This window comes from Mesorhizobium sp. WSM3873, from assembly GCF_001672445.1.
Taxonomy (GTDB): Bacteria; Pseudomonadota; Alphaproteobacteria; order Rhizobiales; family Rhizobiaceae; genus Mesorhizobium.
This window is the reverse complement of sequence record NZ_LYTM01000031.1, coordinates 1-16050: the sequence shown is the minus strand read 5'-3', so window position 1 is coordinate 16050 and position 16050 is coordinate 1. Positions and strand designations below refer to the sequence as shown.

Annotated in this window: 9 protein-coding genes, 1 tRNA gene and 1 pseudogene; 4 read left to right on the top strand and 7 right to left on the bottom strand. The window is 65.8% G+C overall.

Translation table 11 applies throughout. The features are described 5' to 3' along the window. Positions 1–93: 93 nt before the first annotated feature. Both A9K71_RS19175 and A9K71_RS19170 read right to left on the bottom strand, forming a co-directional pair. A tRNA-Arg gene (locus A9K71_RS19175) sits at positions 94–170 on the bottom strand. Between the two features lie 117 nt (positions 171–287). After that, a complete protein-coding gene (locus tag A9K71_RS19170; protein ID WP_066999298.1) occupies positions 288–593 on the bottom strand; it encodes an ETC complex I subunit in 306 nt (101 codons plus the stop codon). A 287-nt stretch (positions 594–880) separates the two neighbouring features. Here A9K71_RS19170 and A9K71_RS19165 point away from each other — a divergent pair, with 287 nt between their 5' ends. From A9K71_RS19165 to A9K71_RS19155, 3 genes are all read left to right on the top strand, one after another. Beyond that, complete coding sequence (locus A9K71_RS19165; RefSeq protein WP_156752712.1) at positions 881–1852, top strand: NAD(P)H-dependent oxidoreductase; 972 nt, start codon at positions 881–883, stop codon at positions 1850–1852. A 131-nt stretch (positions 1853–1983) separates the two neighbouring features. Continuing rightward, positions 1984–3153 carry an NAD(P)/FAD-dependent oxidoreductase gene (locus A9K71_RS19160; protein WP_066999231.1) on the top strand — a complete coding sequence of 390 codons (1170 nt, stop codon included), beginning with the start codon at positions 1984–1986 and terminating at the stop codon, positions 3151–3153. A 324-nt stretch (positions 3154–3477) separates the two neighbouring features. After that, positions 3478–4980, top strand: coding sequence for a PAS domain S-box protein (locus A9K71_RS19155; RefSeq protein ID WP_066999228.1), 1503 nt, complete (start codon positions 3478–3480; stop codon positions 4978–4980). Between the two features lie 67 nt (positions 4981–5047). On the opposite strand, the gene A9K71_RS19150 is transcribed toward A9K71_RS19155, so the two are convergent. After that, a complete protein-coding gene (locus A9K71_RS19150; protein WP_066999225.1) occupies positions 5048–5476 on the bottom strand; it encodes a hypothetical protein in 429 nt (142 codons plus the stop codon). Positions 5477–5914: 438 nt separating this feature from the next. Between A9K71_RS19150 and A9K71_RS19145 the strand changes: the two genes are divergently transcribed. After that, complete coding sequence (locus tag A9K71_RS19145) at positions 5915–6235, top strand: hypothetical protein (RefSeq protein ID WP_128373245.1); 321 nt, start codon at positions 5915–5917, stop codon at positions 6233–6235. Between the two features lie 43 nt (positions 6236–6278). On the opposite strand, the gene A9K71_RS19140 is transcribed toward A9K71_RS19145, so the two are convergent. The 4 genes and pseudogenes from A9K71_RS19140 to A9K71_RS19125 all read right to left on the bottom strand — a co-directional run. Beyond that, positions 6279–8006 carry an SEL1-like repeat protein gene (locus A9K71_RS19140; protein WP_066999220.1) on the bottom strand — a complete coding sequence of 576 codons (1728 nt, stop codon included), beginning with the start codon at positions 8004–8006 and terminating at the stop codon, positions 6279–6281. Between the two features lie 43 nt (positions 8007–8049). Beyond that, positions 8050–9456, bottom strand: coding sequence for an HlyD family type I secretion periplasmic adaptor subunit (locus tag A9K71_RS19135; protein WP_066999218.1), 1407 nt, complete (start codon positions 9454–9456; stop codon positions 8050–8052). A 79-nt stretch (positions 9457–9535) separates the two neighbouring features. Further along, complete coding sequence (locus A9K71_RS19130; protein WP_066999216.1) at positions 9536–11842, bottom strand: peptidase domain-containing ABC transporter; 2307 nt, start codon at positions 11840–11842, stop codon at positions 9536–9538. A 237-nt stretch (positions 11843–12079) separates the two neighbouring features. Then, positions 12080–16050, bottom strand: a pseudogene (locus tag A9K71_RS19125) (hypothetical protein); the annotation flags it as partial.

Here is a 16050-nt window from a genome sequence, read left to right as displayed (position 1 = left end):
GGCCGCAACCGCGAAACGGATTGAAAGTTGGAAATCGGTTCTTTTTTCGAGTTGGAACCTTTTAGCCAGGAAGTGCTAAGTGGTTGAAATTAATGGCGATCCCGGCAGGATTCGAACCTGCGACCATCGGCTTAGAAGGCCGGTGCTCTATCCAGCTGAGCTACGGGACCGCTGGCCGGCCGGAGCCGGCTGATGCGACTATGCGGATCGATCTAAAAGGATGATCCGCTCCGATTTTGTTACGCAATTCCGGACGGAAAACCGCTGTGCACTTTTGCTCGGGTTGGTCAATGGGTCCAGGGCGTCCTGCGGTCATAGCGGAAATTGTCCGAATAGGAAATCTGCCGGCGCTTCGGCTCCTTCGGCTCCTCGACACGATAGGCAATGCCCTGCTTCTCGGCATAGGCGACCGCCTCTTCCCTGGTATCGAAGGTGAGCCGCACCTGGCTCAGCATATCGCCGGACGAGGTGTAACCCATCAGCGGGTCGATCTTCTTGCGCTGGGCTGGATCGAATTCCAGCACCCAGTGGCCGGTCTTGGCCTTGCCGGACTGCATCGCGGTTTTGGCTGGGCTGAAAATGCGCGCGGACATGGCCACCTCTTTGCCGCCCGAAGACCGGGCAATCATTTAGCCGCGCGCCCAAAAGGCCGGAACCCTCGACCGCGCACCAGCCCGTCAATACTGTGCAACGGCGCCGGCGGCAAGGCCATACGCAGCCAGGGCTCGGCCAGCGGAGGGCGGAACCTCGCGCTAGCCCGGACATTAACCGAAAAGAGAGGCGACCAGCACAGCCGCTCCGACCAAAGGTCCAAGGTCGCGGGCCGTCGCCCTGTGCGCCTTGCGTCGCGATCCCCGTCAACAAGCCTGGACAGTCCGCCATGACTATGACAACCGAACATCCCGTCCTGCAGCTGGCCCTGCTTGTCGGCAGTCTGCGGGCCCAATCCTACAGCCGCAAGATCGCCAAGGCGCTGGCGGCCCGCGCACCGGATTCGTTGCGCTGCCGCTTCATCGAGATCGGCGAGCTGCCTTTGTATAATCAGGATCTCGACGGCGAGACGCCGCCTGCCGCCTGGTCGGCGTTCCGCGCCGCCATCGGGGAATGCGACGCGGTGCTGTTCGTCACGCCGGAATACAACCGTTCGATCCCGGGCTGCCTGAAGAACGCCCTCGACGTCGGCTCACGCCCCTCTGGCAAGAGCGTCTTCAAAGGCCTGCCCGCCGGCGTCGTCAGCGTCAGCCCGGGCAAGATCGGCGCCTTCGGTTCCAACCAGGCACTCAGGCAGACCTTCGTCTTCCTCGACATGCCGGTGATGCAGCAGCCGGAGGCTTATATCGGAAATGTCGCCGAGCTGCTCGACGACAGCGGCGCGGTAAAGAACAGCGACACGGCCGCCCTCCTGAAAGATTTCATCGAGGCGCTGGAGACGTGGATCAGAACCGTGCGGCCGGGCGGCTCGTCCTTCGACGCCTTCATGAAGCAGCGTGAGAAGATCGCCGAGGATTATGTCAACGGCAATGCTACGTCGTTGAAGACAATCGTGACGCATAGCGAGCCGGCCACCTTCTTTTCGCCGCGCGGCGACCATCTCGAAGGCGCCGATGCCGTTGCCGGCCGATACGAGCGCGACGCCGCCAGCTTCCACCAAGGCGGCAGCACCGACATCGAGGTGCTGCAGGCCTCCGCGAGCGGCGATCTCGCCTTCTGGACTGGACTGCAGCATGCGAAGGCGCGCATGGGCAAGAACGGACAGCCGGCCGAGATGACCTTGCGGGTGACGGAAGTGTTCCGGCTGGAGGACGGCGCCTTCAAGCTGGTGCATCGCCACGCCGACCCCGCCAACGGATAATCTCCCTATCCGCGACACAATGCCGGGCTCTTTGCAACCACGGCCTATTCCCATTGCCTCGTCAGCGGCATATGTCGGATACATGGCCGTGGCACGTGAGAGCCATGACGACGATAAAGACAAGAATGGGCATGGAAGCGGAAATCTCGTCGGATTGGACCGGCGAGCCGGCGATCCTCGAAGGCGCGATCGTGATCGGTGCCGGCGCGGCCGGATTGGCGGCGGCCTACGCCCTGATCGAAGCCGGGATCGCCACCGAGATCCTCGAGCGCGAGGGGCGGCTGGCCGAGCCCTGGCACCACCGCCATGAGAACCTGCATCTCAACACGCATCGCGACCTCTCAACGCTGCCCGGCGTTTCATTTCCGCAAGGCACGCCCGCCTTTCCGCACCGCAGCGCGGTGATCCGCCTGTTCAACGACTTCGCCCAGACGCACCGGCTGCCGATCGCCTTCGGCGTCGTCGTCGAGGAAATCGATTTCCGCGGCGATCACTGGCTGCTGAAGACCAGCACGGGACCGCGAGCGGCGCGCCACGTGGTGATCGCCACCGGGCGCGACCGACAACCCTTTATCCCGGCCTGGAAAGGCATGAAGGATTTTTCGGGCAAGATCGTCCATTCGGCGCATTTCGGCCGGGCGAGCGACTATGCTGGGACAAAAGTGCTGGTGGTCGGCGCCGGCAATTCCGGCTTCGACGCGCTCAACCATCTTTCCGGGGTCGAGACCGGGCAGATGTGGCTCTCGGCGCGCAACGGGCCGTCGCTGCTGCCCAAGCGCATCGGCAAGATCGCCGTGCATCGTTTCTCGCCCGTCATGGCGAGACTGCCTGCCCGGCTCGCCGATGCGGTGATGGCGGCGACGCAGCGGCTGGTCTTCGGCGATCTCGGGAGGTACGGCCTGCCCCCCGCCCCGTCGGGCGGCGCCAGCCGCCTCGGCTCGGACTATACGGCGATCGCCGCCGATGACGGTGCGGTCGACGCGATCAAGGCCGGCCGCATCATCGTCGTGCCGCAGGTCAAGGAATTCAGGCACGACGGCGTCGTTCTCGAAAGCGGCCAGTCGATCGCGCCTGACATCGTCATTGCCGCCACCGGCTACCGCACCGGGCTGGAGGCGATGGTGGGCAGGCTCGGGGTGCTCGATGCCAAGGGGGTGCCGCTGTTCAACGGCCCGGCGAACGACCCGAAACTGCCCGGCCTCTGGTTCACCGGCATGCGGCCGAGCATTCGCGGCTGCTTCGCCAATGCGCGCATCCAGGGCGCGGCGATCGCCGGCAGGATTGCCAAGCAAAGGCGCTGAGGCGCCAGTCTGCGCGCGAGGCTTCCGTTTTGGGCCGGCCGCGGAAGCTTTATATGCCGCGAGCGTCGGAGTACGGCGCGGCCTGGTAGGCACCTGATTTGGGATCGCGAATTGCCATTTGGCTCAAGCCGCTAGACGGGCGCCGCTCGCGGCTCGTCGGCGACACCAGCCGCCGCGCCGCAACGCGACACAAGTCCTATTGCGAAACCGCGCAAAGCGCATATTGTCGAGCATGGTCGGGGATCGTACCCGGCGGTCGAAGGGGGCGATCGACGCGGTGCTGCGTTAGGCGGTTGGGTCAAGGACTCGATGCAGCAAGGGGCTATGAGTGTTACGGCCACAGGGCGCGGCCAGCGTGAGCAAGCCGACGGCGATATTGCCCGCGAGCAAACCGTCCTCTTTCGCCTCACCGACCGACTTTACCGCGCCCATGGCCTCGTCGAGATCTACGATGCGGCCCTCGATGCCATATGCGACGCCCTCGGTTCGTCGCGCGCCTCGATCCTGAGATTTGACAACCACGGCGTCATGAGCTTCGTCGCGTGGCGCTCACTGTCTGAGGAATACCGCAAGGCTGTCAACGGCCACACGCCGTGGACAACCGATCAGCGCGACGCCGAGCCCATCTTTGTCGAGGATATTCGTTTCAGCGGTGAATCTCAGCAACTCATCGACACGGTCCTCGGCGAAGGCATCGAAGCGCTGGCCTTTATCCCGCTTGCCAGCTCCCGCGAGCTCATCGGCAAGTTCATGGTCTACTACCCAGCACCCCATAGCTTCACCGATCGTGAACGCGAACTTGCGTTGACCATTGCCCGCCAGCTCGGGTTTGCGATCGAACGGGACCAGGCGGAAACCACTGCGGCGCGGCTGAGCGCGCTTGTCGCATCCTCGGACGACGCGATCATCGCGACGGATCCGGACGGCATCGTCACGGACTGGAACCGTGGCGCCGAGCGGCTCTACGGCTACCCCCGCGCGGAAATTGTCGGTCGTTCGCTCATGTTGTTGATACCGCCCGATCGCCGGAACGAGGACCGGGATATTCTGGCGCGCATTCGAGATGGAGAGCATGTCGAGCATTTCGAGACCGTTCGCCTGCGCAAGGACGGCAGCATCGTTCCCATCTCTTTGACCGTTTCCCCCATCGCGGACGCGTCGGGCACAATTGTCGGTGCGTCCAAGATCGCCCGCGGCATCTCCGAGCGGCTGCGCGCGCAAGAGCAGCGGGAGATACTGCTCCGCGAGATGGATCACCGTGTGAAGAACCTCTTCGCCATCGCAAGCTCGATCGTCAAATTGAGCGCCTCAGCCGCCGAAACGCCGGTGGCGCTCGCCTCGATCGTGTCTGACCGCCTCGGCGCCTTGGCGCGGGCGCATGCGCTGACGATGCTCACGTCGGGTGGCCGCTCTGCTCAGGTCTCCACGAGCCTGCATACATTGGTCAACGCGATCCTCGCGCCATACCGCCATGTGGCCGATGAGCATCCCCGCTTCGCGATCACCGGCATCGATATTCCCGTGCCCGCGGCAATGATCACGCCACTTTCCCTCCTGCTGCACGAATTCGCCACCAACGCCGCCAAACATGGCAGCCTCTCGGCGGCCACCGGCTCAATAGAGATCGCTTGCGCCAATCGGGACGGCAAGGTGCTTATTCAATGGCGAGAGATTGGAGGACCCGCTCCCGTCGCAACCGAAGAAGAAGGTTTCGGGAGCCGCCTGGTCCGCGTCGCCGCGAGCCAGCTTGGCCGAGTCGAGCGAAACTGGGACCCCGCCGGCGTCACTATCGAGGTCACGCTTGACGGTGAAAGATTTTCTGCCTGACGACCAGAAAGCCAGCCTGAGGTGGGATCTCCTCGGCCCGGTCGACCAATCGAGCATGACAGTCGGGCTAGCTCAAGTCCCTAGCAGCGTCTTCGATCAGCTTGACAACCAAATTGCGAAACCTCTCGCCGGACCTGTTCCCTATATTTCCAACATCCTCAGCCACCATACCGGGTGAAGAAACCGAAACCTCCCCACTGACGTGAACGTTGACGGTGAATACCCTTCCGGCGGTGTTTTTCACTTCCGGCTTTCGGTAGATTCGAAACCGAACTGAGGGCGTCAGCGCTTTGTCACGGCCCCGCGGAGCGGTGTCTATGTCGATCGTCATCTCGCCCGACACTTCTGCCTTGGCCGCTACCAACGACGCAACAACGACATCGTCCAGCCAGGCCCTGGCTTGGGTGCCGAAATCCGGCACCGTGGCATTCGCATCCTCCTCTTCATGGCGAGGAGCTTTCTTGCCGCGCTCAAGGGCTTCTTTGAACTTAGCCACCTAACGCCTCCGTTTTGTCAGCCTATGAAGCGGTGCTCACAAGGGTCACCGCTCTGCCATCAACAAAACGCGTGCCATCGCTGTGCGTTGCAATGACCGCTAACAAGCCTTCGCAGCGCGGTTGATGGGTCGACGGGGGCGACGCGCGAAACTTCGCTGGCAAGGCGCGTTCCTGGCTCGCCATCAGACGGCGCCGCCAGCAGGGCAAGACGCTGGATTGTCTTAGATCGCGCCGTCAGCGGCCATCGCAACGCGCATCGTCGAACGACCGCTGCTGGGTCGGCGACGATCGGGCGACCAGGGCTTTGTGCGCGCGTGAGCCGCTTGCGTCCCGCCCGGCAGCCAGGTGGTACCTCTTTATCAATGCTTCACCATAGGAACAGCGGTCCCGGAACCTTTCTCATTGCTGCGAACTTCTGGAGTTCCATGAATCCCAAAATGAAGGACTTCGGCATGAAAGTCACTGCAGCAGGCATCGACCGTATCAAGATCGGCAACGCCGACGCGAGTGGCCAGGGCGCGCATTTCGTCGTTTGGCTTTATCTTCAGGTCGACGAAGGCGGCACGCAAACCGGTCAGGAACTCGTGGTGTCGGTCCCGTACGACGCGCAGATGACGTTTGATGAAATCGCGACCCAGGCTTTCGAGAAGGCGCACGCCCTGCTTCTCGCCTGCTGCGAGATCGATAAGTCCATGTGGTGGAAACAGTTCAACCACAGCCTTGCGCCGCTGCCTGAGTGGACGCCCGGCGCGCAGTAGTGGGGGCGGCCGATGCCGGTGCTAAGCCTTGGCAATGAATGCCTCAGCCGGCCAATTCGGAAAGTTCGTCGGCCGCTTCCTCAAGACCTTGCGCCGCCGCTCGCTCGAGCCAAAGGCGGCCGACTGCCGGGTAGTGCTCTCCGGCTAGGCCCTTCGAGAAATATCGGCCGAGCATCAGTTGGGCCTGCCCGTGCCCACGCTCGGCCGCGGCCGCAAACCATTTCTGCGCCGCCACGTGATCGACCGGCAGTCCCTCGCCGGAGCTCTGCAGCGCGCCGAGAGCAAACATTGCGCCGGCATGGCCGTCGGCAGCAGCCCGTCGGAACAGCTGTATTGCGGCTTCGGGAGAGCGTTTGCCTCCGCTGCCATTGAGCAGCATCTCAGCAAGTGCCACTTGCGCATCGAGCATGCCGCCTTCGGCCGCTTGGGCAAACCAGGCACGAGCCTGTTGCGCGTCGGCAGCCACGCCGCGCCCGTCCCTGAGAATGCGCGCATACATGTACTGAGCCTCAGCCACGCCTTCAGCCGCGCGCCTCAGCCATTGCGCGGCGCGAGTTTCATCCTGGTGCACGCCGACGCCTTTAGCGAAACACAGCCCGAGATTGAAGGCGGCGATAAGATCGCCCGATAATGCGGCTGCCTCGAACCACCCCGCTACGCTCGCGATATCGTCCGGCTCGCCGGCTCCCTGAAGAACAAGATTGGCCAGATCGACTTGCGCTGCCCGGTTCCCGCTGCTTGCGGCGGTGCGCAGCCAATGCGCCCCCTCTTGCTCGTCCCTGGCGACACCGTTTCCCGTCAGGTAGAGAGAGGCCAGCGCGCGAGCGGCGGCCTGGTGACCCCCCTCGGCCGCACGACGATACCAAATTGCCGCCTCTGAAAAGTCCGGCGGCCGGCTCTTCACGTTACGATCGCCGAGAAGATTCGCCGCCTCGACGTTGCCCGCCAATGCCGCACGCCGTATCCAGGCCTCTCCGGTCACAGGATCCTGATCGCCGAGGCTCCCGTCGATAAGCGCCAGACCCAATCGGAATTGGGCCGCAGGAAGCCCTTTCTCCGCAGCTGACTGGTATAATCGCGCCGCACCCGCAATGTCGCCTGCGACGCCGCGGCCGTGTTCGGTCAGGATCGCGAGAAGATAGATTGCCGTCGGCAAGCCAGCGTCCGCCGCCCGCCGGACCTCATCGGCAATCCTGGACCGGTCTGCCGACAGACCCCGCCGTGCCAGCGCCAGGGCAAAACCAAGGCTTCCTTCGGCGCAGCCGGCCGCGGCCGACCGCTCGTACCACCTGTAGGCAGCATCCGCATCGCGCATTGGTTCGGGACCGCTGGTCAGGATGTAGCCGAGGAGTGCCTGGCCGGTGGCGGAGCCCGCCTCGGCCGCCTTCGTGGCAAGGTCGAGCGCTGACGCAAAGTCTGGCTCGCTCGTGGTGTCCTCGAAGAACAGGCGTTCCGACTCGGAGCCCTTGTCAGCCTCGGCTGTCGCCATCCCGGTCACGTAAAGTGCGGCGAGAAGCGCCTGCGCATCAGCGCTCCCGTGATCCGCTGCTCGCCGCAGCCAGCGCGTCCCCTCTGCCCGGCTGGGCGGCACGCCGGAACCTTCGAGATAGCAACGCGCGACCCGATACTCGGCCTGGCCGATGCCCGCGCGCGCAGCCGCGGCGAAGAGCGGAAAGGCTTCGGTGGGCTTGCCATTTTCAACAAGCTGGATCCCCCTGCGCAATGCTACGGATGGGCTAGCCAAACCAGTCAGGCGATCCAGAATTGTCATCGATGCCAGCCTCTGGCTGCTCCGGTTCCTCTTGAGCTGCGGACTACGGCTCGCGCATCGCTTCCTGGCCGATCGGGAGCATCACCCCAAGCATGTATTTGAGCACCGTGCGCCGGCCGACCTGAACGTCGGCGGTCACCGGCATGCCAGGGGTTAGGGCAAACCCAGCGGGTACGTCATGCAGCGCGACCTGATCGATGGAAATGCGCGTCCGATAGAACGGTTCTGTGTTCGAGGGCAGCATTGCCAGCGAACTGTCTGGATCGCGGGCTTTCTCCTGAGCGGAGAAGGAATCCGGACTGAGCGTGCGCACGGTGCCGTGAGCGAGGCCGTATTGCGAATAGGGGAACGTATCGAACTTGATGACGACGGGATCGCCGACATGGACGAAGCCACTGCTTCGGCCGACGACATTTGTCTCGATCTCGAGCGGCGCCTTGGCGGGCACCAGCGTGATCAGGCGCTCGCCCGACTGCAGGACCGAGCCGACCGACACTTTTGCAACGGACTGGACAATGGCATCTCCTTCGCTTTTCAGCTCGACCAGTTGCTTGCGCAGCTTTGCCTTGTTGAAGAGTTCGCGAGCGTCGGACATGCGAGAGCTCGCCTCCGACAAACCTTGCGAGACTTCCGCGCGCCAGCCTTGAATGTAGCCGGCGCGATCGGCGGCCACCGCAGCCTGCTGGCGCCTGGCAGCTTCCGCCGTCTGCACGGCGTTGCCGAGCGCGCGCGACATTTCGGCCGAATTGTCCTCGGCCAGCAGGGTATTGAGGCGGCTCCCGACCTGCCTCTCTTCCAGCTGCTTGCGCATCTGTTCTATCGATGCCGCGACGGAGAGCCGCTGCCGGTAGCCAGCGGCATCAGATTGCGCGCGCGTGATCACCGAACTGAGTTCATCGCTTTGCCGATCGAAATTCTCCAGCTTGGCCTCGTAGACCGCCTTGCGGCGCTCGAAGATCGAGGCCTGCAGGGTCCAGCTGGGGTCGAGGCCGTCATAGTTGAACTCCTTGCCGTCGGCCTCCGCCTTCAACCGTGCCACTTCGGCCTCAAGCGTAGAGACCTGCATGGCCAAGGCCTGCAGGTCTGCCGAGGCGAAGGTCGAATCGAGGCGCGCAAGCAATTGGCCGGCCTGCACATGCTGTCCTTCGCGCACTTCGATCGAGCGGACAATCGCCGTCTCCAGCGGCTGCACTATGATGTTGGGCGATTGTGAAACCACGAGCCCCCTCGTCGTCACGACCTGGTCGACCGGTATCAGTCCGGCCACGGTGATCAAGACGATCACGAGGCTCGAAATCATCCATACGATGCCGCGCGCCGACCCAGGAATCGGCGCATTGGAGACGGCAGTCGACGGCCATTGGAACTCGAGTATGGCCGGCGTCGTAGGATCGTTCGTTTTCGCTCGGCGCCAGCGAGCCTGGCGGACGGTGAGCGAGGTGCTACTCATGGCTTACCGGACCTCGTATCCAAGTCATCTTTGGCGAGAACCACCATTTCAATCTCGATCCCGCTGCGGCACGGCATCATCAAACCAATCGCGGCGGCACGGCCGCCGGCCGACCGCCGCGATTGTCCAAATGTCGGTTCTGCTGCGACCACAGCTGGCGATAGAGCCCGCATCGTTCGAGCAGGACGGTGTGCGATGCGACGTCGAGAACCTTGCCCTGCTCCATGACCAGGATCTGGTCGCAGTCGGTGAGCGAGGACAGCCGATGCGAGACGATGATCATGGTGCGCCCGCTGGCGATACGCATGAGATTGGCACTGACGACCGCTTCGCTTTCCGGGTCGAGAGCACTGGTGGCCTCGTCGAGAATGAGGATGGTCGGATCGTGGATGAGGGCGCGCGCGATCGCCAGCCGTTGCTTTTGACCGCCCGACAGGTTGGGCGAACCTTCCTCGATGTAGGTATCGTATCCGTTCGGCATGCGTTCGATAAATTCTTCCGCGCCGGCCAGATGCGCGGCACGCATGGCATCGGACAGCGTCAAGCCTGCGCGGCCGGCGATGATGTTGTCGCGGATCGACCCGCGGAACAGGAAATTGTCCTGGAGGACCACGCCGAGCCCCTGGCGAAGATGACGCAGGTTGATTTCCTTGAGGTCGACGCCGTCCAGCTTCAGGAACCCGCTGTAATCCCGGTTGATCCCCTGCAGCAGCCGCGCGATGGTCGATTTTCCCGACCCGCTCCGCCCGACAATGCCGAACATGGTCCCAGCCGGAATGTGGAAGCTGACCCGGTCGAGGGCGGGCGTCTTGGTACCGATGTAGCTGAACGTCAGATCGCTGAATGTAACTTCGCCGAGGAGCCTTGGCCGCAGACCGAGGGAGTTCGAACTCGTCTCCAACGGCCGGTTAAGGACGGATGCCGCCTCGCCGATTGCCGCCCCCACCTCCTCGTAGTCTTCAATCAGCCGCACCAACCCGACCAGCGGCTGCGCGACGCGTTGGGAGATCATCATGAAGGCGAACAGACCGCCGACCATATAGCCGGAACTGTCGTTCATCGCGAGATAGGCGCCAATCAGCATGGTGCCGAGCACCATTACGCGTTCAATGGGCGTAACCAGGGTCTGCGGCCAGCTGGCGAACTGCCCGAAGGAGAGACGCGCGCTTCCCGCCTCCGCCACCTGCTCGTCCCAAAGCGCCTTGCGTTGCGGCTCGAGCCCAAGCGCCTTGACGGTCTTTATGCCGACAACGGTTTCGCCCAGCGCCGCCGACTTCCATGTCTCGGCCTCGATCACCCGCTGGTACCTTCGGCGCAGCGGCTTCAGGAAGGCAAGGATGATCAGCATGATCACCGCTGCGCAGGCAACGACGATCCAGGCAAGCGTCACGTTGATATAGAACATCACCGGCAGCAGCACGCAGAGGGTGATCAGATCCAGGAACGTGCCGAGCAGTTTGCCCGTCAGAAACTCGCGGATCCGATAGACCTGCGCGAGGTGGTACATTGTCTCGCCAGCGGGATGGCGCTCGAAATAGTCGAGCGGCAGGCGCAGCAGCCGGCTGAAAACGTGCAGCTGCAGCTTGGTGTCCAGGCGGGCTCCGACGACGTTGATGATCAGTCGCCGCGCGTGGCCCAGGAGCGTCTCGTATGCGAAGACGACAGCGACGATGGCCGACAAGAGTATCAGCGTCGAGACACTGTTGAATTGCAATACCTTGTTGACCACCGTCATGACGATGAGCGGCGGCAAAATGGTCAGAACGCTGAGTGTGAAGGAGGCGATGGCCACGTCGCGAAGCGGCCGGCTTTCGAGCCGCACCAGTTCGGCGATCCAGCGAAGGGTGAAAGGCGCATCCGCGGCAACATAGGATCGCGCGTTTCGCAGCAGCACCGCCTCGCCCGTCCACACCTGCGACAGGCGCAACTCGTCGACAGCGGTGGATGGACCATCGTCGGGCGCTTCCGGACTTTTGAGGAAGACCACGTTGCGCTCGGCGCTCGCCCCGGTGAGGAGACCGGCGCCGCCGTCGCTGAACAAGAGAACGACCGGTCCGGTATCTTGAAAGCGCAACAGGTGTGACCAGCGAACACGCACTGCCCGGGACCACATGCCGCCGTTCTGCGCCCATTCCGACAGGTCGGTAGCGCTTGGAAACGGGCCTGCGCTCGCTGCCCTGAATTCGTTCGGATCGAGCTCGATACCGTGATAGCGGGCGACCCGGAGCATCGCCTTGAGGCGCGGCCCGACCTGGTCGAACTCGGCGGGGCCACCGGGGCTCCGCCCCGTTTCGCTGGTGCCGCCGGGCATGCCGGTCGGGTCGGCCGCGGTCCCGGCACGCAGCTCCACAGGCTGGATTTCAGCACTCCCAGGAACGTTCACCATGGACTCGCCTTCGGGTAGGCAGGCGGTGGTTCGACATTGCCCGCGGCGGACCAGTCCCGCCGGAATCTCTGGTGGCGCTGATGATACTCCACGGCGGTCGGTCGCGCGAGCCCCTTAACCACTCGGAAAGGCCGAACGCGCAGGCCTTGCCTTTCGGCAAAGCCCGCGCGCCCGCTTCTCAGCTTTGGACCGGCTTCTATCGTCGTCTGTCCGGTCGCCATTCCTCTTCACTCATGCTCAGTCATGCGGCTTCAGAATGTCCTTCAGCGCCTTCTTCACCGTGTCGTCGCTGTTGGCGAAGCCGGCACCCTGCTTGTTCTGATCCGAGGTCAGGTCGGTGCTTGCACCCAACGGCTTGTTCTGGTTCTGACCAAATCCCCTGATCGTGGTGAGAACATTCAGGAGGTCGGTCGTCACCGAACCGGCGGCCTGGCTGACAAGCTGACGGAACGACGCATGGCTGACGGCATCACTGTCGGTCGAGCCGGATTGCAGGAACTGCGTCGTGTCCTTGAGCCCGAGCGAGTTGGCCGTGACCGCGGCGGTGCGATGGCCAGGCGAGCCATCGGCATCAGTGCCATCTTTGGGATGTCCCTTCCCAGGATTGCTGCTGTCGTTGTGGTCAGGATCATTGCCATGGCCGTTGTTGCCTTTGTCGCGATCACCGGTCTCGCCGCCGGGGCCGGTCGCTCCGGTCGGGCCCGTTGCGCCGCCCGGCCCAGTAGCACCCGTCGAGCCGGTTGCACCCGTTGCGCCGGTCGCTCCGGTCGCGCCAGTTGCTCCGGTAGCTCCAGTCGCACCGGTGGCTCCGGTCGCACCTGTCGAGCCGGTTGCTCCGGTTGCACCCGTAGCGCCGGTCGCTCCGGTCGAGCCGGTAGTTCCGGTCGCACCGGTCGAGCCCGTGGCACCCGTAGCGCCGGTCGCTCCAGTCGCGCCAGTTGCTCCGGTAGCTCCAGTCGCACCGGTGGCTCCGGTCGCACCGGTTGTTCCGGTCGAGCCCGTTGCTCCAGTCGCACCGGTGGCTCCGGTCGCACCTGTCGAGCCGGTTGCTCCGGTTGCACCCGTAGCGCCGGTCGCTCCGGTCGAGCCGGTTGCTCCGGTCGAGCCCGTTGCTCCGGTAGCTCCAGTCGCACCCGTTGCTCCAGTCGCGCCGGTTGCTCCGGTCGAGCCAGTGGCACCCGTAGCGCCGGTCGCTCCAGTCGCGCCAGTTGCTCCAGTCGCACCGGTGGCTCCGGTCGCACCCGTCGAGCCGGTAGCTCCGGTTGCTCCAGTCGCACCCGTGGCGCCGGTTGCACCTGTCGCTCCGGTCGCACCTGTAGCGCCGGTCGAGCCAGTCGCACCCGTTGCTCCGGTCGCGCCGGTAGCGCCGGTCGCCCCAGTCGAGCCGGTGGCACCCGTGGCGCCGGTCGAGCCGGTCGCACCCGTGGCGCCGGTCGCACCTGTCGCACCCGTAGCGCCGGTCGCACCTGTCGCACCCGTTGCTCCAGTCGCGCCGGTAGCACCCGTTGCTCCGGTCGAGCCGGTGGCTCCGGTCGCACCCGTCGAGCCCGTGGCACCTGTGGCTCCGGTCGCACCTGTAGCGCCGGTCGCTCCGGTCGCGCCAGTTGCTCCGGTAGCTCCAGTCGCACCCGTGGCTCCGGTCGCACCGGTTGCTCCGGTCGAGCCCGTTGCTCCAGTCGCACCGGTTGCTCCGGTTGCACCCGTAGCGCCGGTCGCTCCGGTCGAGCCGGTTGCTCCCGTTGCTCCAGTTGAGCCGGTAGCGCCCGTTGCTCCAGTTGCACCTGTCGCTCCGGTCGAGCCGGTGGCACCTGTGGCACCCGTTGCTCCAGTCGCGCCGGTCGCACCCGTGGCGCCGGTCGCACCTGTTGCGCCGGTGGCACCCGTTGCTCCAGTCGCGCCGGTCGCACCCGTGGCGCCGGTCGCACCTGTTGCGCCGGTGGCACCCGTTGCTCCAGTCGCGCCGGTGGCTCCGGTCGCACCTGTTGCGCCGGTGGCACCCGTTGCTCCAGTCGCGCCGGTCGCACCTGTGGCACCCGTTGCTCCGGTAGCTCCAGTCGCACCCGTTGCGCCGGTGGCACCTGTCGCACCCGTTGCTCCGGTCGCGCCGGTCGCACCTGTGGAGCCGGTAGCGCCTGTGGCACCCGTAGCGCCGGTCGCACCTGTCGACCCAGTCGAGCCGGTTGCACCCGTAGCCCCGGTCGCTCCGGTCGAGCCGGTCGCACCCGTTGCTCCAGTCGAGCCGGTATCGCCCGTGGCGCCGGTGGCACCTGTAGCTCCGGTATCGCCGGTGGCGCCAGTCGCACCTGTTGCTCCGGTATCGCCGGTGGCACCAGTCGCACCCGTTGCTCCGGTATCACCCGTAGCGCCGGTCGCACCGGTGGCGCCGGTTGCTCCGGTATCGCCGGTGGCACCAGTCGCACCCGTTGCTCCAGTATCACCCGTAGCGCCGGTTGCACCTGTTGCGCCGGTAGCGCCGGTATCGCCGGTGGCGCCAGTCGCACCCGTTGCTCCGGTATCACCCGTAGCGCCGGTTGCACCAGTTGCGCCGGTGGCACCGGTGGCGCCAGTCGCACCCGTTGCTCCGGTATCACCCGTAGCGCCGGTCGCGCCTGTTGCGCCGGTGGCGCCTGTAGCTCCGGTATCGCCCGTGGCACCAGTCGCACCCGTTGCTCCGGTCGCACCCGTCGCGCCGGTGGCGCCGGTTGCTCCGGTATCGCCGGTGGCGCCGGTCGCACCTGTGGCGCCGGTTGCTCCGGTCGCACCTGTCGAGCCGGTGGCACCCGTTGCTCCGGTATCGCCGGTGGCGCCGGTCGCACCTGTCGAGCCGGTGGCACCCGTTGCTCCGGTATCGCCGGTGGCGCCGGTCGCGCCCGTCGCACCTGTTGCACCCGTGGCGCCCGTTGCTCCGGTATCGCCGGTGGCGCCGGTCGCGCCTGTGGCGCCGGTCGCTCCGGTCGCACCCGTCGAGCCCGTTGCTCCGGTATCGCCGGTCGCACCTGTGGCGCCGGTTGCTCCGGTCGAGCCGGTATCGCCCGTAGCGCCAGTTGCACCTGTTGCACCGGTTGCGCCTGTGGCACCCGTAGCGCCGGTCGCACCTGTGGCGCCGGTTGCTCCAGTCGAGCCCGTTGCTCCGGTATCACCCGTAGCGCCGGTTGCTCCGGTCGAGCCGGTATCGCCCGTAGCGCCAGTTGCACCGGTTGCGCCTGTGGCACCCGTAGCGCCGGTCGAGCCGGTATCGCCCGTAGCACCAGTGGCGCCGGTTGCTCCAGTCGCCCCAGTGGCCCCGGTCGAACCCGTTGCTCCGGTATCACCCGTTGCTCCAGTCGAGCCGGTCGCGCCAGTGGCCCCGGTTGCTCCAGTATCGCCGGTGGCGCCGGTCGCACCTGTGGCGCCGGTTGCTCCGGTCGCGCCCGTCGCGCCGGTGGCGCCCGTTGCTCCGGTATCGCCGGTGGCGCCGGTCGCGCCGGTGGCGCCTGTGGCGCCGGTTGCTCCGGTCGCACCCGTCGAGCCCGTTGCTCCGGTGTCACCCGTGGCGCCGGTCGCACCTGTGGCGCCGGTTGCTCCGGTCGCACCCGTCGAGCCCGTTGCTCCGGTGTCACCCGTGGCGCCGGTCGCACCTGTGGCGCCGGTTGCACCGGTCGCACCCGTCGCGCCGGTGGCGCCGGTGGCGCCCGTTGCTCCGGTATCACCGGTGGCGCCGGTCGCACCTGTGGCGCCGGTTGCTCCAGTCGAGCCCGTTGCCCCGGTATCGCCGGTGGCTCCGGTCGCACCTGTGGCGCCGGTGGCGCCAGTCGCACCTGTGGCGCCGGTTGCTCCGGTCGCACCGGTCGCGCCCGTTGCTCCGGTATCACCCGTGGCGCCGGTCGCACCTGTGGCGCCGGTTGCGCCGGTCGCACCTGTCGAGCCGGTGGCGCCCGTTGCTCCGGTATCGCCGGTGGCGCCAGTCGCGCCTGTTGCTCCGGTCGCGCCTGTGGCGCCGGTTGCTCCGGTCGCACCGGTCGCACCGGTCGAGCCGGTTGCTCCGGTATCACCGGTGGCGCCAGTCGCGCCTGTTGCTCCAGTCGCACCCGTCGAGCCCGTTGCTCCGGTATCGCCGGTGGCGCCGGTCGCACCTGTGGCGCCGGTTGCTCCGGTCGCGCCCGTCGAGCCCGTCGCTCCGGTATCGCCGGTGGCGCCGGTCGCACCTGTGGCGCCGGTTGCTCCGGTCG